The organism is Pseudomonas nitroreducens (genome assembly GCF_024170165.1).
Classification (GTDB): domain Bacteria; phylum Pseudomonadota; class Gammaproteobacteria; order Pseudomonadales; family Pseudomonadaceae; genus Pseudomonas; species Pseudomonas nitroreducens_C.
Genome location: NZ_JALJXP010000013.1, coordinates 182907 through 201510 on the forward strand (window position 1 = coordinate 182907; position 18604 = coordinate 201510).

The window sequence follows — 18604 nt, forward strand, 5'->3', positions numbered from 1 at the left end:
CACGACATGCCCCAGCTGACCCTCGCCGTCCCCCGCAGCCATGCCTTGCGCAGCGTCGGCCTGATGCTGTTGTCCATGTTCTGTTTCGCCCTGGTGGATGCGCTGGCCAAGGTGGTGGCGCTGAAGTACCCGGCCAACGAGGTGACCTTCTTCCGCATGGCCTTCGGCGTGCTGCCGGCCTTTCTCCTCTGCCTGCGCGGTCGCCCGCTGGCCGAACGCTGGCGGCAACTGGACCTGCGCGGGCAGAGCATCCGCGCGGTGACCCTGCTGGGCTCCTCGGCGCTGTTCTTCGCCGGGCTGCCGTACGTGCCGCTGAGCGAGGCCATCTCCATCGCCTACTCCGAGGCGCTGCTGGTGATCGTGCTGGCGCCGCTGCTGCTGGGCGAGCGGCTGCTGCCGCGCAATGCGCTGGCGGCGGTGCTGGGCTTCATCGGCGTGCTGATGGTGGTCAAGCCGGACAACGCCGAGGCCAGCCTGCTCGGGCCGGGCCTGCTGGTGGCCAGCGCGTTCTTCGGCGCGCTGTCGATGATCCAGATCCGCCGCATCCGCGCGAGTGACGACTCCACTACCACGGTGCTGTATTTCACCGTGGTCGGCACCCTGGTCACCGGCGCCACGCTGCCGTTTTCCTGGAGCACGCCGAGCCTGCCGGACCTCGGCTTCATGCTCGCCGTCGGCCTGCTCGCAACCCTCGGCCAGTTGCTGTTCACCATCGCCGTGCGCCGCGCCCATGCCGCCACGCTGGCGCCGTACACCTACACCAGCATCATCTGGGCGAGCCTGTTCGGCTACGTGATCTGGGGCGAGGTGCTCAGCCTGCTGTCGCTGGTCGGCATCCTGCTGATCGTCGGCAGTGCCGTGGTCGTGGCCGTGCTGGAGCAGCCGCCGGAAGGGGCGGTGGTCTGACTCCCCGGGATTCCCGTCCGGCGCCGCGCGCCGTTTCACAAGACCCGCGGCGCCCGATGCCGCATCCACAGAGAGCTTCCATGCAACACAAAGCCGTGCTCGACCAACTCGACGTCAACCGCATCCTCGCTGCCGCCTCCGACGAGGCCCGGCGCCAGGGCTGGGCGGTGACCATTGCCGTGGCCGACGACGGCGGCCACCCGCTGGCGCTGGTGCGCCTGGACGGCTGCGCCCAGGCCAGCGCCTACATCGCCACGGAGAAGGCGCGCAGCGCGGCCATCGGCCGGCGGGAAACCCGCGAGTACGAGAACATGGTCAATGGCGGCCGGATGGCCTTCCTCAGCGCGCCGCTGCTGACTTCGCTGGAGGGCGGTGTGCCGATCCTGGTGGACGGGCAGGTGGTGGGCGCGGTGGGGGTGTCCGGCGTCCATGCGGAGCAGGATGCGCAGGTTGCCAGGGCGGGGATCGCCAGCCTCACCTTGTAGGAGCGGGCCCTGCCCGCGAACCGCCGGCAGGGCCGGCGCCTTCCTCTGCTCCGATGTTGGTCCTGTATTGCTGCGTTAGCTTGGGAGTTTCTGCGCCGCTTCGGCGTACGCGCGGACTTCTTGTTTCGCCCCCTCGGGCGACCCACTTTGGCAAACGACCCAAAGTGGGCAAAGGTCTTGCCCCGGACATCCGGTTTTTCGCTTAGGCGAAAAATTCCCTCGTTGAAGCGAAGTTTCAGGGGCACGCTGCGAAGGGCCATCCCTGGCCCGTCGCAGCTCTCGCGACATCCATGTCGCTCAACCCCTGAAACTCCGCTTCAACGAGGCCTCCTGAACGGGGCAGTCGGAGTGCGCTGGTATTTCTCTGGAAGTCTTAAGAACCAGAGCCAGAACCAGAGCCAGAGCCAGAGCTGGTGTCCGGCTCTTCGTAGGAGCGAGCTTGCTCGCGAACCGCCCAACGCCAGAGTTGTCGTGTAGGAGCAGGCCATGCCCGCGATCACACGCATGGCGCGCTCCTGCAATTTGATGCGGTGTTAGGCGGCTGCGCAGGAGCGGACTGGCATCCGGCGCGATGCGAAGCCAGGGCACCGCCTCGACTACCGGTCAGAATCCGTCCCGCCAGTCTGCTACCATGCCGCGCCGGTATGCCAGATGACGCGTGTTTGCCCCGCGCCCGGCGTGCCGGTTCCTGTTCGTTCCCACTCTGCTGCAACCAGGTCGCATCGATCGGAAAGCCCCCTGCACGGCGGGGGCGAAACGCTTTCCACAGGGTCGATGGACCTTCTGGAATCCCGATGCACGATCCGATCAAACTCAAGGACCACCAGCAGGAGTCGGCGCTGGTCAACCGCCGGCTGATCGCCTGCGGCGCGCTGGTGGCCCTGATGAGCGTGAGCCTGGTGGCGAGGATGTACTTCCTCCAGGTCACCGACTACGCGACCAACGCCACGGTCTCCGAGAACAACCGCATCCATGTCCTGCCGATTCCCCCGGAACGCGGGCTGATCTTCGACCGCAACGGCAAGGTGCTCGCCGAGAACCTGCCCAGCTTCGACCTCACCCTGACCCGCGAGCGCGCCGGCAATTCCCAGGCGGTGCTCGATCAGGTCACCGATATCCTGCACCTGAGCCCCGAGCAGCGCCTGCAGTGCGACAAGGCGCTGAAGAAGAGCCGCCATCCCTTCGAACCGGTCACCATCCTGCATGACCTGAGCGAGGAGCAGATCGCCCTCGTCGAGGTCAATCGCTACAAGCTGCCGGGCATCGACGTGGATGCCGAGTTCGTCCGCCACTATCCCTACGGCGAACACTTCGCCCACTCGGTCGGCTTCGTCGGGCGCATCAACGAGCGCGAGGCCGCGCGCCTGGACAGCACCGAGTACCGGGGCACCGAGTACGTCGGCAAGACCGGTGTCGAGCACTTCTATGAGCCGCAGCTGCACGGTCACGTGGGCTACGAGGAGGTCGAGACCAACGCCCAGGGCCGCGTCATGCGCGTGCTGAAGAAGGTCCCGCCGGTGGCCGGCGAAAACATCGTGCTGGGCCTGGACGTGGACCTGCAGGTCGCCGCCGAGAAGGCCCTGGGCGACCGCCGTGGCTCGGTGGTGGCGCTGGACCCGAACACCGGGCAGGTGCTGGCGATGGTCAGCAACCCGAGCTTCGACCCGAACCTGTTCGTCAACGGCATCAGCTCGGCGCAGTACGCGCAGCTGCGCGACTCCATCGACCGGCCGCTGTTCAACCGGGCGCTGCGCGGGCTGTACTCGCCGGGCTCGACCATCAAGCCGGTGGTGGCCATCGCCGGGCTGGATACCGGCACCATCACGCCGGCCTCGCGGGTGTTCGACCCGGGCTATTTCCAGCTGCCCAACTACGACCACAAGTACCGCAACTGGAACCACAGCGGCGATGGCTGGGTGGACCTGGACACTGCCATCAAGCGCTCCAACGACACCTACTTCTACGACGTCGCGCACAAGCTGGGCATCGACCGCATGCACGACTACCTGACCCGCTTCGGGCTGGGCAGCAAGGTGTCCATCGACATGGCCGAGGAATCCCCGGGGCTGATGCCGTCCCGCGAATGGAAGCGCGCCACCCGGCGCCAGGCCTGGTTCCCCGGCGAGACGGTGATCCTCGGCATCGGCCAGGGCTACATGCAGGTGACGCCGCTGCAACTGGCCGAGGCGACTTCGCTGATCGCCAGCAAGGGTGCCTGGCACCGTCCGCGGCTGGCCGAGTCGGTGGGCGGCGAGGACGTTGTCGATGCCAACCCCATGCCCGACATCCACCTGAGCAACCCCCGCGACTGGGATGCGGTGAACTACGGCATGCAACTGGTGATGCACGATCCGGGCGGCGGCGCGCGGGCGGCGGGGCAGGGGGCGCTGTATCGCATCGCCGGCAAGAGCGGTACCGCGCAGATCGTCGCGATCCGCCAGGGCGAACGCTACAACCGCCTGAAGACCAGGGAGCGCCACCGCGACAACGCGCTGTTCGTCGGCTTCGCGCCGGCCAGCGAGCCTTCCATCGTGGTCTCGGTGACCATCGAGAACGGTGAGGCCGGCGGCCGCGTGGCCGGCCCGGTGGTGCGCGAGATCATGGATGCCTGGCTGCTCGATGCGGACGGCAAGCTCAAGCCGCAGTACGCCGTGCCCGCCGAGACCGGCTCGGGCAAGCACGCCTGAAGCGCGGCGGGGTCAGCCCGCCGCCTTCAGCTGTTCTTCCAGCATCGCCCGGTGCTGCGGATGGGCGATCTCCAGCATGCACTCCGTGCGCTGCCGCAGGCTCTTGCCGCGCAGGTCGGCGACGCCGAATTCGGTGACGATCAGCCCGGCATCGCTGCGCGGTATCGTCACCGGGCCGTTGAGCCGGGCGACGATGCGGCTGCTGGCGCCGGCCGTGGAAGGCAGGGCGATGATCGGCAGGCCGCCACGGCTGCGCGCGGCGCCACGGAGGAAGTCCAGCGCGCCGCCCACCGCGCCGACGTAGCTGCCGGCAGCGACTTCCGAGTTGACCTGGCCGCTGAGGTCCACTTCCACCGCGGAGTTGATCGCCACGAATTGGTTCAGGCTCGCCAGTACCTCGGCGTCGTGGGTGTAGGCCGTGGAGCGCAGCTGGATCAGCGGGTTGTCGTGGGCATAGGCGTGGATCACCCGGCTGCCCAGCAGCAGGCCGCCGATGCTCACGCCACGGTCGCGGCTCTTGCGCGCGTTGGTGATGACTCCGGCCTGCATCAGTTGCGCCACGCTGTCGCCGAGGCTGCCCGAGTGCACGCCCAGGTCGCGACGGTCGTGCAGGGCGCCAAGCACTGCATCGGGGATGGCGCCGATGCCCATCTGCAGGGTGGCGCCGTCGTCGACCAGCCCGGCGATGTGCGCGGCGATGCGGCTGTCCGCCTCGCGGATGCGTGCCGGCGGATTCTCCAGCGGCGGCCGGTCGGTGTGGAGGATGGCGTCGAGGTCTTCCGCGCCCAGGGTGCGTTCGCCGAAGGTGCGCGGCGCCTGGCGGTTGACCTCGGCGATGACTACCCGCGCGCGTTCCAGCGCCGGCAGCAGGTATTCGTGGGCGATGCCCAGGCTGTAGCGGCCATTGGCGTCCGCCGGGGCCAGTTGCAGCAGCAGAACGTCGATGCGCAGCGCGCCGCTTTCGAGCATTGCCGGCAGCTGCGAGTAGTGACAGGGCAGGATGTCGAGCACCCCGGCCTTGCCCAGTTCGCGGTTGGCGCCGGCACCGCAATAGGCGAGCAGGTCGACCTGGTCGGCGTGCTCGGGACGGCAGGTGGCGTGGTTGGCGATGCCGAGCATCACCCGGAAGCGCCCGATGCGCGCGCGCTGGGCCATCAGCGATTCGGTCAGCGGCAGGGGTTCGGCGTTGGCCTGGCCCCAGAGCACGGTGTCGCCGGGGCGGATCAGTTCACGGAGGTCGAGCGAATCCGCTTGCAGCAGCTTGGGCATGGCTGGGCCGCATCCTGAAATTCTTTGGAGGAGGGAAGCGGCGGCCCGCTGCGGGCCGCCGTACAGCAGATGGCGAAGGCGTCAGATGATCGAGGAGGGGTGCTTCGCCAGCGGGGTGACCTGCATCGTCATGTAGGGGAACAGCGGCAGGCTGGAGAGCAGGGCGTGCAGCTCGTCGTTGCTCTGCACATCGAACACGCTGATGTTCGAGTACTGGCCGACGACACGCCACAGGTGCGGCCATTTCCCCGAGCGCTGGATTTCGGTGGCGCGGGCCTTCTCGGCGGCCTTGATCGCCTCGACTTCCTCGGCCGGGATATCGCGGGGAATGTTCACGTCCATTCTTACGCAGTACAGCATGGTGATTCCTCGGGTTTCAGAGTTTGCTCTGGGACAGCTGCGCGCCGCTGGCGGGCTCGCTGTCGTCGTCGTTCAGGATCTTCGCGTCGACGTCCTGCAGGCGCACGCCACGGGTTTCCGGGAGCAGCAGCACGGCGGTGACGGAAAGGGCGTAGGCCACCAGGCAGAAGGTGCCGATGGACTGGGCCAGGCCGATCTTCTCGGAGAGCACGCCGACGCCGGCGATGGACAGCGCGCCGAGGGACTTGCCCAGGTTGTAGGAGAAACCCATGCAGGTGGTACGCACGTGGGTCGGGAACAGTTCGCTGAGGAACGGGCCGAGCACTGCGAAGATGCCGGTGGCGAAGGCGCCCACCGGGAAGGCCATGAGCATCAGCAGCTCGGTGCTCATCGGCACCAGCATGTAGACCACGGTGAAGATCCACGCGCCGACGCTGAACAGCAGCAGGGCGGGGCGGCGGCCGTAGCGGTCGGCGATCCAGGCAGTGACCATGAAGCCGGCGAAGGCACCTGCGCACATGATCAGCATGGTGAAGATCACCGGGCCGGGCTTGAGACCGCGCTCGGAGACCATCAGCGTCGGCAGCCAGGCCATGATGGTGTAGGCGGCGGCCTGCAGGCCGGTGACCAGCACGGCGGCGAGCAGGGTAAGGCGGATCACGGCGGGGCGGAAGGCGGAGAGCATCGACGCTTTCTCTTCGACCTTGGCGGTGGCCTGCCGGTAGATTTCCGGGTCCTTCACGTGGCGGCGGATGAACAGTACGAAGCCGGCCGGGATCACGCCGACCCAGAAGGCCACGCGCCAGGCCAGTTCCTGCGGCAGCCAGGCCAGCAGGCCGGTCATGATCACCGCAGCCGCGGCCCAGCCCAGGGCGAAGCCGCTCTGCACGAAGCCCAGCGCCTTGCCACGGTGTTCGGGGCGGATGACCTCGGCCATCAGCGCCGCGCCGACGGCCCATTCACCGCCAAAACCCAGGCCCTGCAGGGTGCGGATCACCAGCATCTGCTCGTAGCTCTGGGCGAAACCGGCGATGAAGCCGAACAGGGTGAACCAGCAGATGGTGAAGATCAGGATGCGCACGCGGCCGTAACGGTCGCTGAGGATGCCGGCGATCCAGCCGCCGAGGGAGGCCGAGAGCAGCGCGGCGGTGCCGACGATGCCGGCTTCGCCCTTGGAGATCTGCCAGACCGCCATCAGTGCCGGCAGCAGGAAGCTGAACATCTGCGCGTCGTAGGTATCCAGCGCCCAGCCGGAGAAGCAGGCCCAGAAGGTCTTGCGCTCCTGCCGGGAGCCGGTTTTGTACCAGTCGAACATGGGGATTACCGTCCTTATTGTTATTGGGTGTCGGTTCGTGGCGGGGCCACGATTGCAGCGTTTGGGTGGTGCTCGTCGTGCGAGCTGACCGCCAGGCGGGCGGGGTGTCAGTTCGTGGATCGAGCATGCGGCAGATTGCTTCGCGCGCCCATTTGCCTTTGCGAAAGCCTGCCTTTGGGTCGGGTTAAGTTCTCAGTCGGTCCTTGGCGAAATCAGCAGGTCCTGGGCCATGCTGGCGATCAGGCGGCCGTCGCGGCGGTAGATGTGCGCCAGCGCCAGGCCGCGCCCGGCGAGGCTGCGGGTGCCCTGGCTGACGAACAGCAGCCAGTCGTCGCAGACGGGGTCCGGGGTGTGGAACCACAGGGTGTGGTTGAGGTTGGCGATGTAGTGGCCCTGCCACAGTTCGTTCGCGCTGGCGGGCGGCGCCAGCGCGCCGTTGAACCAGCAGTCGGAGAGGTAGGCCAGCGCCGCGTGGTGCAGGCAGCCCTCGGCCGTCAGTGGTTGCAGCAAGCGAACCCAGTAGGCGATCTCGTTCTGCGGCGGTGCCTTGCCCAGATACGCCTCGGGGTTCACCGGGCGGATATCCAGCAGCGGTTGCCCGGTGAAGCGCAGTTGCGTCGCCTCGCCCTGGCCCGGGTAGCGCTCGGCCAGTTCGCGCAGGTCCGGCAGGCTTTCCGGCGACGGCATATCGCCCTCCAGGCGCGGCGCCGATTCGGCACTCTCGCCAGGGAGCTGGAAGGTTGCATGGGCACTGAGCACCACGGCGGTGCCCTGTACGCCATAGATGTGCCGGCTGGAAAAACGCCGGCCATCCTGCAGCGCTTCCACCTTGTACTCCAGCGCGTCCTCGGGGCGGGCGCCCTGCAGGAAGGTCGCCTGCAGGGTGCTCGGCACGCGGTTCGGCACGGTCTGCGCGGCGGCCCAGAGAGCCTGGCCGAGCAGCTGTCCGGCGTACACGCGGCCGTTGACGTTGCTGTCGTTGACGGCGGCGCGGAAGGTGTCCTGCGGGCCGTCTTCCAGGCTCAGCAGCTGTGTCAGATCGGCCTGGTCCCAGGCTCTGGCGCGGTCGAAGGTGCCCACGGTGTCGTCCTCAGGCGGAGCTGCCCAGGGCACGCTCGGCGCTCGGGCTCAGGGCCCGTGCGGGGCGGCCGGACAGGCTGGAGAAGTCCAGCGGGATCGGCGTGACGGCTTGCAGTGCCTCGGCCGTGGTCTCGCCCACCAGCTCGATGACCTGCACGCCATCGGCAGTGATCTCCAGGGTGGCGAGGTCGGTGTAGACGCGGCTGACGCAGCCGATGCCGGTGAGCGGGTAGGTGCAGCGCTCGATCAGCTTGCAGGCTCCGTCCTTGGCCAGGTGTTCCATCATCACGAAGATGCGCTTGGCGCCGATGGCCAGGTCCATGGCGCCGCCGACGGCGGGGATGGCGTCCGGCGCGCCGGTGTGCCAGTTGGCCAGGTCACCGTTGGCCGCGACCTGGAAGGCGCCGAGCACGCAGATGTCCAGATGGCCGCCGCGCATCATGCCGAAGGAGTCGGCGTGGTGGAAAAACGCAGCCCCCGGCGCCAGGCAGATGGGCTCCTTGCCGGCGTTGATCATGTCCCAGTCTTCCTCACCGGGCCTGGCCCCGGTCCAGCGGCCGAGCACGCCGTTCTCGCTGTGCAGGAAGATGTCCTTGTCCGCCGGCAGGTGGTTGGCCACCAGGGTCGGCAGGCCGATGCCGAGGTTGACGTAGGCGCCCTCGGGGATGTCGCGGGCCACGCGGGTGGCCATGGCGTTGCGGGTCTGTTTGTCCATGCTCAACCTGCCTTGCTCTGGCTGACGGCGCTGCTGCGCTGCACGATGTGCTTGACGAAGATGCCGGGGGTGACCACGTGCTCCGGGTCGATCTCGCCCAGCTCGCAGACGCGGCCCACCGAGGCGATGGTGTGGCGCGCGGCCATGGCCATCACCGGACTGAAGTTGCGCGCGGTCTTGCGGTAGGTGAGGTTGCCCCAGCGGTCGCCGAGTTCTGCGTTGATCAGCGCGTAGTCGACATGGATCGGCGACTCCAGCACGTAGTGGCGGCCGTCGATCAGCCGGGTTTCCTTGCCCTCGGCCAGCAGGGTGCCGTAGCCGGTGGGGGTGAAGAAGCCGCCGATGCCGCAGCCGGCGGCGCGCAGGCGTTCGGCGAGGTTGCCCTGGGGGACGATCTCCAGCTCGATCAAGCCTGAGCGGTACAGCTCCTCGAAGACGTGGGAGCCGACCATGCGCGGGTAGGAGCAGAGAATCCGGCGTACCTGGCCGGCCTTGAGCAGGGCGGCCAGGCCGGTATCGCCCTGGCCGGCGTTGTTGCTCACCAGGGTGAGGTCGCGCGCGCCCTGGGCGATCAGCGCGTCGATCAGGTCCTCGGGCATCCCGGCACCGCCGAAGCCGCCCACGGCGATGGTCGCGCCGTCGGGAATCTCGGCCAGCGCCTGGGCGGCACTGGGGCAAAGCTTGTCGATCATGACTGCGGGTCCTTTGTCGTTTTTATCGCGGACGGACGCGGCTTTCGAAAGCCCTTGTCGCCGCCTGGAAACCAGCTTGCCAGTGCGCCTGGAGGGTCACAATTTCAGTCTGCGGAAGGGGTGTTTAACCCCCGGTTAAGAGGGCGCGCCGGCCTTGTGTGGTGCGGCCTGGCGCGCTTCGCGAGCGGCTTATACAGCGGCTACGCCGACGGTCATGCCGCCGCAGACGTAGAGCACCTGGCCGGTGACGAAACCGGCGCGGGCATCGAGGAAGAACGAGGCGGCCTGGGCGATGTCGTCCGGCACGCCGAGGCGCTTCACCGGTACGCTGTCGATGATCGCCTGGGTGCGCGGGCTGTCCGGTGGGTTGGCGCGCTCGAACAGCTCGGTGCGGATCGGCCCCGGGCCGATGGCATTGGCGGTGATGCCATGGCGGCCCAGCTCCAGCGCCCAGACGCGGGTCATGCCCAGCAGCCCGGCCTTGGTGGCGGCGTAGGCGGTGCGCAGTTCCTTGCCCAGGGCGGCGCGCGAGGACATGTTGAGGATGCGCCCGAAGCCGGCTTCCTTCATCCCTGGCAGCAGCGCCTGCATGCACTGCAGCGAGCAGCGCACGTTGAGTGCCCAGACCCGCTCCAGCTCCTCGAAGCTCTGCTCGTCCGCCGGGTTCGGGCAGACCATGCCGACGTTGTTCACCAGGCGGGTGATCGGCCCGTCGGCCAGCGCCTGTTCCAGTGCGGCGGCGGTGGCGGCGGTGTCGGTGAGGTCGGCGATCAGGCCGTCGCCGATGCGGTCGATGATCACCGGCTCGAAGCCGTCTTCACGGCAGCGTTGGGCGATGGCGGCGCCGATACCGGAGGCGCCTCCGGTGATGAGTACGCGTTCTTTGGGCACGGTGGGACTCCGTCAGACAGTGGCGATGGGGTTGAGCGGTGCGCCCACGGCGCCGGGCAGGCGCAGCGGCGGGGCGGTGAGCAGGAAGCGGTTGCGGCCATTGGCGCGCAGCCACTGGGCCAGCGGCGTGAGGTGCCACAGCTCGCCCAGGTGGACGCCGAGCTTGAACAGGCAGTGGTGGTGCAGCGGCATCACCGAGCAGCAGTCGCCGGCGTGGCCGGCGGGGAAGATTTCCACCGAGTAGTTGTCGGCGGCGATGGCCACCAGGTTGCTGTCGGTGATCCAGTTCAGCAGGCGGCTGTCGTTGCCATCGAGCACCGCAGCCAGGCGTTCCAGCTCCGCCGGGTCGGGGTTGCGGTTCATCCCCAGCAGGGCTTCGGCGTAGCCGGTGTGCAGGCAGACGAGGTCGCCGGCTTGCACTTCCACGCGGTCGGCTTCGAGCACGCGCATCAGCTCGTCGTAGCCGACATGGGTGCGGCCCAGGCCGTAGTGGTGGTGCAGGTCGATCATCACGCCGCGGCCCTGCACGCAGGTCTCGGCCATCCGTTCGATGCCCAGGGCGTGGGCGCAGGAGGTACTGTGCGGCTTGATCGGCCCGGCGATGCCGCAGTCCTCCAGCTCGCTGGGGCCTTCGACGTCGCCGCCGGCGCTGAAGCCGTTGTAGTACAGCGGCTCGGGCACGCCATCAGCGTTGGCATCGAACAGCGCACCGACATGGGACAACGCATCCCACTGGGTGGAGTACTGCAGGTGGAGGATCGCCAGGTCATCGCTGAGCACGTCCGGCCGGCCTTCCTGGATCCACTGGTACTGGTAGTTCATGTTGACCCCGCCCTTGCGCAGCAGCGGGCGCAGGATCGGCGGCAGGCGGTTGACGTTCATCGCATTGCCGCCCGGGTAGTCCAGCGGCAGGCTGAGGCAGAAGGCCAGGCCTTCACGGACCTCGGCGATGCCCTGCAGCACCTTTTCCGGGGTCAGCAGGTTCAGTCGTCCCCTCTGGTCGTCTGGGCCGAAATCGCCCCAGTTCGAGCCCTCGGGGCGTTTCTTCCAGCGTGGTTCGGCCATGGTCGATGGTCCTTGTTGTTGTCGGTGGCGGGTCGCCCGGGATGGCGGCGCGTCCTTGTGCGGCAAGGCTCCCAGACTCGTTGGAGGCGGACAATTGGCCTCTTTGGAAGGCGGCTTTAACCCAGGGTTAAGCCGCGCGGTAGCAGTCGATCAGGCTGTCGGCGAAGTCGCGGGCGAAGGCCGAGAGGCCGTCGAAGTCCTGCGCGCAGAGCTGGAAGGTGCGCACCGCCCAGGGATCGAGCAGTTTGCAGGAGCCGATCTTCTGGCTGCCCTTCAAGCGTTCGAAACCGGCCTGGGGCACGATGGCGATGCCGGCGCCGGCTTCCACCATGCGGAAGATCGCGTCGGAGCTGGCGACCTGCACGCGGATGGTCAGCGGGATGTGCAGTGCCGCCGCCGCGCGGCTGAGGAAGACGTGGATGGCGCTGCCTTCGAGCAGCGAGACGAAGGCGTACTGCAGGGCTTCCTTGAAGTGCACTTCGCCGCCTTCGAGGATCGGGTGGCCCTCCGGGGCGATGACCATCAGCCGGCTGCTTACCAGCGGCACGCTCTGCAGGCCGTCGGTGACCACGCTGCCGGAGACGATGCCCAGGTCCGCGCTGCCATCGCGGATGCAGCGCACGATGTCGTCGGAGAGGCGCTCGCGCATGTCGATGTGCACGTCGGGGTGGGTCTTGAGGTACTCACCCACCACCGGTGGCAGGTATTCGGTGATCGCGGTGGTGTTGGCCAGCAGGCGCAGCTGGCCCTTGAGCCCTTCGGCGTACTGCTGCAGATCGCCGGTGAGCATCTCCAGCTGGGAGAGGATGATGCGCGCGTGCTGCAGGTAGGTCTTGCCGGCGTTGGTCAGGGTCACGCCCTGGGGCGAGCGCTCCAGCAGTCGCATGCCGAGGTTGTCCTCGAGGTTCTTGATGCGGTTGCTGGTGGCCGGCACGGAGAGGAAGGAGCGTTCCGCGCCGCGGGTGAGGCTGCTGGTTTCCGCGATGTTGATGAACAGCCGGAAATCCGTGATATCGAAATGCATCGCCATGGTCTGGTACTTCTTGCCAAGTGGTATACCACGGTACTGGCTGGCGAATAGCCTGCATAGACGGCATTCGTCAGTCCGGCGCCGTTCTGGTAGCCCACGCCGGCGCGCAACGGGAGCACGCCGGCACGGGCTGCCGGATCACCAGTGAGCGGCCTCGAAGGCGAAGCCCGAGCCCTGGCGGCGGATGAAGCCGCAGTGCGGTTCGCCGAAATGCACCGGCAGGATCAGCGCGCCGGAGTCTGCCGCTTCGTTGAGGAAGGCCAGGCGCGTCTGACGGGCGGTATCCTCCCAGATGCAGTAGCCGGAATTGATTTCCGGGCGGACGATCTGCACCGGGCTGTGCAGGATGTCGCCGCAGAAGATGCCTTCCTCGCCGCCGGAGCGCACCTTGAAGATCACCTGGCCGGGGCTGTGGCCGGGGGCTGCCTGCACCTGCAGGCAGTCGGCGATTTCCTCGCCGGGCTGCATCATCTTCGCAAGGCCCGCATCGACGATGGGCATCACGCTGTCGAAGAAGGATTCGCCGAACACGTCGATGACGCCGCCTTCCCTGTTCTTGCCCTGGTGGCAGAAGTCGAAGTCGTCCCTGGGGAAGTGGTAGGTGGCGTTGGGGAAGGTCGGTTCCCAGCGGCCATCCTTCCAGGTGGTGTTCCAGCCGACGTGGTCCGAATGCAGGTGGGTGATCACCACGTGGGTGACCTTCTCCGGCGGCGCGCCGGCGGCGATCATCCATTCGCGCACCAGGCCGTTGAGCATGTTCATCCGCGCGATGCCGGGGCGCGGCTTGAAGTTGCCGACGCCGGTGTCGACCACCACGATCTCGTTGCCCACATGCACGATCCAGAACTGGATGGTGACGATGAGCTTGTTCATGTGCTCGATCCAGTGGTTGGGCGCCATCAGCTCGCGGTGTTCGGCCAGCACGTCCTGGTCCATCTGCGGAAAGAGGAAGGCCGGGTCGTGGGTGGGGCCGGCGTACTCGAGAATGCGGGTGACCTTGATGTCACCGATCATGCGGGACTGCATCATGGCGCGGTGTTCCTCATTGTTGTTCTTTGCTTGATTGCTGGGCTGTTTGCGCGGCTGGCCGGGCAGGGCCGCTCACGGTGGTAGTCAGGCTGCGTGGCGGCTGGCGCCGACGCGGTGCTGTGGCTGCTCGATGAACTCGCGGTAGATCGCCGCGCCCGACAGCCCGGAGCACACATGGCCGCGCACCAGCGCCGCGACCAGCCGCGGGCTCTGCAAGGGCATGAAGTGCCCGGAGGCTACCTGCAACGCTTCGATCTGTGGGGCGAAACCGGCCAGGCGGTCGATCTCCGCCGGAGGCCGCAGGGCGTCGTATTCGCCCGACACCAGCAGGGTGCGCGCCGGCAGGCGCGGCAGGTCGGCCTCCAGTTCCAGGTCGGCGAGCATGGCGAAGGTGGCGGCGAAACCCTGTGGGTCGGCGGCGCGCCAGCGCAGGCGGAAGGCCTCGAAGACCTCCGAATCGGTGCGCAGCGGTTCGGGCCAGGTCTTGTCCAGCAGCGCCGGCACCAGCTCGCCCAGGCCTTCGCTGCGCAACGCAGCGGCACGCTGGCGAGTAGCCTCGCGAGCGGTGGCGGCGACGCCGCAGGCCGGCGCCAGGCCGATCAGCTGCTGGCAGCGCTCGGGGTGGCGGGCGGCGAAGCGAATGGCGATGGCCGCACCGACCGCCACGCCCATCAGCGCGACGGGTGACTCGATGCGCAGCGCATCGAGCAGCGCGGCCAGGTCGGCGACGTGGTCGTCGATGGCCAGCTCGCCGGGGAATTTCTCCGACAGCCCGGCGCAACGCGTGTCGTAGCGCAGCAGGGTGAGTTCGCCGGCCAGCGTGGCGCAGAGGTCATCCCAGCTTTCCAGGCTGCCGCCCATCTCGTGTACCAGCACCAGTACCGGCGCGTCCGCACTGTCGGCGGGCAACAGCTGGTAGCGTAGGGCGGTCTGGTTGACTTCGATCCAGCTCAGTTTTTTCGACATGGCGACCTCACACCCGCTCGAACAACGCGGCCAGACCCTGGCCGCCGCCGATGCACATGGTCTCCAGGCCGAAGCGGGAGCCGCGGCGCTGCATCTCGTGGAGCAGGGTGGTCATGATGCGCACGCCGGTGGCGCCGATCGGGTGGCCGAGGGAGATGCCCGAGCCGTTGACGTTGACCCGCTCGTCGTTCTCCAGGCCCCAGGCCTTGAGCACCGCCAGGGCCTGGGCGGCGAAGGCCTCGTTGACCTCGATCAGGTCCATCTCTGCCAGGGTGCGCTGGCTGCGTTGCAGCAGGTGGTCCACCGCCGGCACCGGGCCGATGCCCATGCGCGCCGGGTCGCAACCGGCGGCCGCCCAGTCCACCAGGCGCGCCAGCGGCTGCAGGTTGTGGCGCCGTGCGTAGTCCGGCGACACCACCAGGCAGGCTGCCGCGGCGTCGTTCTGCTGGCTGGAGTTGCCGGCGGTGCACACGCCATCGGGCAGCAGCGTACGCAGGCCGGCCATGCCGTCGAGGCTGGCGTCCTCGCGGATGCCTTCGTCCATCGACACCAGGGTCTGGCTGCCGCGCTTGCCCGGCACGGTCACCGGCACCACTTCATTGGCGAAGCGGCCCTCACGCCAGGCGGTGGCGGCATTCTGGTGGCTGCGCACGGCGAAGCGGTCGGCTTCCTCGCGGCTGATGGCGTAGTCGCGGGCGAGGTTCTCGGCGGTCTCGGGCATGCCGGAGATGCGCCCGAAGCGCTCCTGCGGCTGCGAGCGCTCGCGGCCGCGCTCCAGGCGGTCGTGGAACTTCACGCTGCCGGCGCGGGCGCCCCAGCGCATGTCGGTGCTGTAGTACTCGATGTTGCTCATGCTCTCCACGCCCACCACCAGCACCGCCTGGGCGGCGCCGGTCTGTACGTGCATGGCGGCGTCGATCACTGCCTGCAACCCCGAGCCGCAGCGGCGGTCGAGGGTGTAGCCGGGCACTTCCAGCGGCAGGCCGGCGGCCAGCGCGGCGTAGCGGCCCATGCAGGGCGCCTCGCTGGAGGCATAGGACTGCGCGACGATCACCTCGTCGAGGGTCGCCGGCGGGATGTCCACCCGCTGCAGCAGCGCCTGGATGATGCCGGCAGCGAGCTGGTCGGCGGTCAGCGGGGCGAGGGCGCCGCCGAACTTGCCGATAGGGGTTCGCAGGGGGGAAACGATCAGCGCGTCGTGCATGGGGTCGGCCTTGTTCCTGGAAAGGGGGAGGGGCAGGGGAATGCCGGCCAGCATGGGCAAGGCGACGCGGTGCGGGAATTTCGCATCGCGAAAGCCTGCCTTCGACATTGCTTAAGTCGCCGCGCCCGCCGGGGCTGCGCGGCGCTCTTCGTTTTCCTGAAACGGCTCCTTAAGCAAAACCCAATACCTGCTCGCGCCTTCGCCTTTGCATCCTTCTGCGCATCCCGGCGTTCCCCCTCCGGGTCATTTCCCGTTTCGCAAAACAACAACAACCAACACGGATACCCCCATGCAGAATCCTTCCCTGGCGCAGCTCTTCGGTCTGCTCGCGCTGCCGCCGGCCCTCGCTCTGCCAACCCTGGCCCAGGCCGAATTCATCAAGGACAGCAGCGTCAGCCTCAGCCTGCGCAACGTCTACTTCAACCGCGACTTCCGCCAGGACAACGCGGCGCAATCCAAGCGCGAGGAGTGGGCCCAGGGCTTCATGTTCAGCGCCAAGTCCGGCTACACCGAGGGCACCGTGGGCGTTGGCCTGGACCTCTACAGCGCCCTGGGCGTGAAGCTGGATTCCTCCGATGCGCGCGCCGGCACCGGCCTGCTGCCCAACCGTTTCGGCGACTCCGGGCCGGGCAGCTACAGCGACCTGTCCGGTGTGGCGAAGATGAAGATCGGCAGGACCGAACTGAAGGTCGGCGGCTTCACCCCGAAGACCCCGATCCTGCTCTCCAGCGATGCGCGCCTGCTGCCGCCGATCTACAACGGCGCGACCGTCAGCTCCACCGACATCGACAACCTGACCCTGGACCTGGGCCGCTTCGACAAGGTCAACTTCCGCAATTCCAGCGGCAACCACGACAAGATTCTCGCCGGCAACTACGGCGTCAGCGGCGATCACTTCGACTACCTCGGCGCCACCTACGCCTTCTCGCCGACAGTCAATGTCGCCTACTGGCGCGCCGAGCTGCAGGACGTCTACCAGCAGAACTACCTGGGCTTCAACGGTAGCCAGAAGGCTGGCGACTGGGTGCTGAGCGCCAACCTGGGCTACTTCGATTCCTCCGAGAACGGCGCAGCCCGCGGCGGCGACATCGACAACGGCCTGACCACCGCGATGCTCTCGGCCAACTACGGCGCGCAGACCTTCCGCGTCGGCTACCAGGACAACAGCGGCGACAGCCCCTTCCCCTACCTGCAGGACGCTGACACCTACGGCGCCAACGTGGTGCAGATCCTCGACTTCACCCGCGCCCGCGAGACCTCCTGGCAACTGCGCCATGACCTCGATTTCGCCGCGTTCGGCGTGCCTGGCCTGACCATGATCAACCGCTACATCCGCGGCGATGGCTACGAGATCGGCGGGCAGTCCGGCAAGGAATGGGAGCGCAACCTCGACGTCACCTACGTGGTGCAGAGCGGCCCGCTGAAAAACCTCGGCGTGCGCTGGCGCAACGCCACGGTGCGCTCCGATGGCGCCGGCGAGCTGGACGAGAATCGCCTGATCCTCTCCTACACGCTGCCGCTCAAATGAGTCGCGCCGGCCACCCTCCACAAGAGGGTGGCCGGTCGGCCCACCGGGCCGCTTCAGCGAGCGGCACGGTGCGTCATCCGGGCGGCGAAGCATCCGTCGCCGCCACCGGAATCCCCACCCTGCGGTACCTCAACGCCCGGTCTCCACGATGGACCGGGCGTTGTTGTTTGCGCAGTTTTGCCGCCGGCCTGGCAGGCATGAATCGCGGGCATAAAAAAGCCGGCCACGTGAGCCGGCAAAAGCGAGGTCGGTGAGCTCGGTTTCGGAGAGCTCAGTCGTGCAGGGCGAGCAGGCGGCGAGCGCGCTCGATCACCGGTGCATCGACCATCTGCCCGTCGAGCTGGAAGGCGCCATTGCCCTGGGTTGCGCTGACGATCTTCTGCGCCCAGTCCAGCTGCTCGCGGGTCGGCGCCAGTGCCTGGTGCACGCCGACGACCTGGCGCGGGTGGATGCACAGCATGCCGGCGAAGCCGGTGTCGCGGGCATCGCGGGCGAAGCGGGCGAGGCCGTCGAGGTCGGCGATGTCCGGGAACACCGTGTCCAGCGGCGCCGCCAGGCCGGCCAGGCGAGTGTGCAGGAGCAGGTCGTAGCGCACCTGGTCGAGCAGGCGCGCGGCGGCGCTGCTGCCGGCGCTCATGCCCAGGTCCAGGCACAGGTCGAGGCCGCCGAAGGTCAGGCGCTGCACGCCGGGCACGCGGGCCATTTCCGGCAGGGCCAGCAGGCCCAGGGCGCTTTCGATGATCGGCAGCACCGGCTTGCCGAGGGCGGCGGCATTGACCACCTGCTCGACGCTTTCCGCCTTGGGCAGCAGCACGCCGAGCACGCCGCGATGGCGGCACAGGTCCAGATCGTCGTTGTGCTCCAGATGGCCGGCCATGTTCACCCGTACCCACACGCCGGCGTCCGGCGTGGCGTCGAGGAAGGCGCGCAGGTGTTCGCGCGCCTGGGCCTTGGCGGACGCCTGCACGGCGTCCTCCAGGTCGACTATCACCACGTCGGCGCCGCTGGCCAGGGCCTTGGCGAAACGCTCCGGTCGGTCGCCGGGCACGAACAGTGCGCTGCGCAGTTTTTCCAGGGGCATGTCCATGGGCAAGCCTCCCTTAGAACGAGCGCGGCAGTTCGAGCAGGTGCTCGGCCACGTAGGACAGGATCAGGTTGGTGGAGATCGGCGCTACCTGGTACAGACGGGTCTCGCGGAACTTGCGCTCGACGTCGTATTCGTTGGCGAAGCCGAAACCGCCGTGGGTCTGCAGGCAGGCGTTGGCCGCTTCCCAGCTGGCCTTGGCCGCCAGGTACTTGGCCATGTTGGCGGCAGCGCCGGCGTTCTTGCCGCTGTCGTATTCCTGGCAGGCGCGCCAGCGCATCAGGTCGGCCGCCTCGAT

Annotated in this window: 18 protein-coding genes; 4 read left to right on the forward strand and 14 right to left on the reverse strand. The window is 68.1% G+C overall.

Going from position 1 to position 18604, the window contains the following annotated elements; all coding sequences use genetic code 11:
* Positions 1–6: 6 nt before the first annotated feature.
* The 3 genes from J2T47_RS23775 (at position 7) to mrdA (ending at position 4078) form a co-directional block, all read left to right on the forward strand.
* On the forward strand, positions 7–906 hold the full coding sequence (locus tag J2T47_RS23775) for a DMT family transporter (protein WP_253452457.1): 900 nt from the start codon (positions 7–9) through the stop codon (positions 904–906).
* 80 nt (positions 907–986) lie between these two features.
* Positions 987–1391, forward strand: a complete 405-nt coding sequence (locus J2T47_RS23780) for a heme-binding protein (protein ID WP_253452460.1) — start codon at positions 987–989, stop codon at positions 1389–1391.
* 794 nt (positions 1392–2185) lie between these two features.
* Positions 2186–4078, forward strand: coding sequence for a penicillin-binding protein 2 (gene mrdA / locus J2T47_RS23785; protein ID WP_253452463.1), 1893 nt, complete (start codon positions 2186–2188; stop codon positions 4076–4078).
* A 12-nt stretch (positions 4079–4090) separates the two neighbouring features.
* Here the strand turns inward: mrdA and J2T47_RS23790 are convergent, their stop codons facing one another.
* From J2T47_RS23790 to J2T47_RS23845, 12 genes are all read right to left on the reverse strand, one after another.
* On the reverse strand, positions 4091–5347 hold the full coding sequence (locus tag J2T47_RS23790) for an acetyl-CoA hydrolase/transferase family protein (RefSeq protein WP_253452465.1): 1257 nt from the start codon (positions 5345–5347) through the stop codon (positions 4091–4093).
* 81 nt (positions 5348–5428) lie between these two features.
* Positions 5429–5707, reverse strand: coding sequence for a muconolactone Delta-isomerase (gene catC / locus J2T47_RS23795; RefSeq protein WP_253452467.1), 279 nt, complete (start codon positions 5705–5707; stop codon positions 5429–5431).
* A 16-nt stretch (positions 5708–5723) separates the two neighbouring features.
* Positions 5724–7022, reverse strand: a complete 1299-nt coding sequence (locus J2T47_RS23800) for an MFS transporter (protein WP_253452469.1) — start codon at positions 7020–7022, stop codon at positions 5724–5726.
* A gap of 192 nt (positions 7023–7214) precedes the next feature.
* Positions 7215–8102, reverse strand: coding sequence for an acyl-CoA thioesterase (locus tag J2T47_RS23805; protein ID WP_253452471.1), 888 nt, complete (start codon positions 8100–8102; stop codon positions 7215–7217).
* A 10-nt stretch (positions 8103–8112) separates the two neighbouring features.
* The gene (locus J2T47_RS23810) at positions 8113–8817 is read right to left on the reverse strand and encodes a 3-oxoacid CoA-transferase subunit B (RefSeq protein ID WP_301295666.1); all 705 of its coding nucleotides are present in this window, start codon (positions 8815–8817) and stop codon (positions 8113–8115) included.
* 2 nt (positions 8818–8819) lie between these two features.
* Complete coding sequence (locus J2T47_RS23815) at positions 8820–9509, reverse strand: 3-oxoacid CoA-transferase subunit A (RefSeq protein ID WP_253452475.1); 690 nt, start codon at positions 9507–9509, stop codon at positions 8820–8822.
* A gap of 189 nt (positions 9510–9698) precedes the next feature.
* Complete coding sequence (locus J2T47_RS23820; RefSeq protein ID WP_253452477.1) at positions 9699–10400, reverse strand: SDR family oxidoreductase; 702 nt, start codon at positions 10398–10400, stop codon at positions 9699–9701.
* A gap of 12 nt (positions 10401–10412) precedes the next feature.
* Positions 10413–11465 (reverse strand): cyclase family protein, encoded by a 1053-nt coding sequence (locus J2T47_RS23825; protein ID WP_253452479.1) that lies wholly within the window; start codon positions 11463–11465, stop codon positions 10413–10415.
* 127 nt (positions 11466–11592) lie between these two features.
* A complete protein-coding gene (locus tag J2T47_RS23830) occupies positions 11593–12495 on the reverse strand; it encodes a LysR substrate-binding domain-containing protein (RefSeq protein ID WP_253452481.1) in 903 nt (300 codons plus the stop codon).
* A 138-nt stretch (positions 12496–12633) separates the two neighbouring features.
* Positions 12634–13524 (reverse strand): MBL fold metallo-hydrolase, encoded by an 891-nt coding sequence (locus J2T47_RS23835; RefSeq protein WP_253452483.1) that lies wholly within the window; start codon positions 13522–13524, stop codon positions 12634–12636.
* A gap of 84 nt (positions 13525–13608) precedes the next feature.
* On the reverse strand, positions 13609–14490 hold the full coding sequence (locus tag J2T47_RS23840; RefSeq protein ID WP_253452485.1) for an alpha/beta fold hydrolase: 882 nt from the start codon (positions 14488–14490) through the stop codon (positions 13609–13611).
* 7 nt (positions 14491–14497) lie between these two features.
* On the reverse strand, positions 14498–15694 hold the full coding sequence (locus J2T47_RS23845; RefSeq protein ID WP_253452487.1) for an acetyl-CoA C-acetyltransferase: 1197 nt from the start codon (positions 15692–15694) through the stop codon (positions 14498–14500).
* 289 nt (positions 15695–15983) lie between these two features.
* On the opposite strand from J2T47_RS23845, the gene J2T47_RS23850 reads away from it, so the two are divergent.
* Positions 15984–17222, forward strand: coding sequence for an OprD family porin (locus J2T47_RS23850; RefSeq protein WP_253452489.1), 1239 nt, complete (start codon positions 15984–15986; stop codon positions 17220–17222).
* A gap of 271 nt (positions 17223–17493) precedes the next feature.
* On the opposite strand, the gene J2T47_RS23855 is transcribed toward J2T47_RS23850, so the two are convergent.
* Both J2T47_RS23855 and J2T47_RS23860 read right to left on the reverse strand, forming a co-directional pair.
* Complete coding sequence (locus tag J2T47_RS23855) at positions 17494–18309, reverse strand: HpcH/HpaI aldolase/citrate lyase family protein (protein ID WP_253452491.1); 816 nt, start codon at positions 18307–18309, stop codon at positions 17494–17496.
* 13 nt (positions 18310–18322) lie between these two features.
* On the reverse strand, positions 18323–18604 hold a 282-nt coding region (locus J2T47_RS23860), incomplete at its 5' end, for an acyl-CoA dehydrogenase family protein (protein ID WP_253452492.1).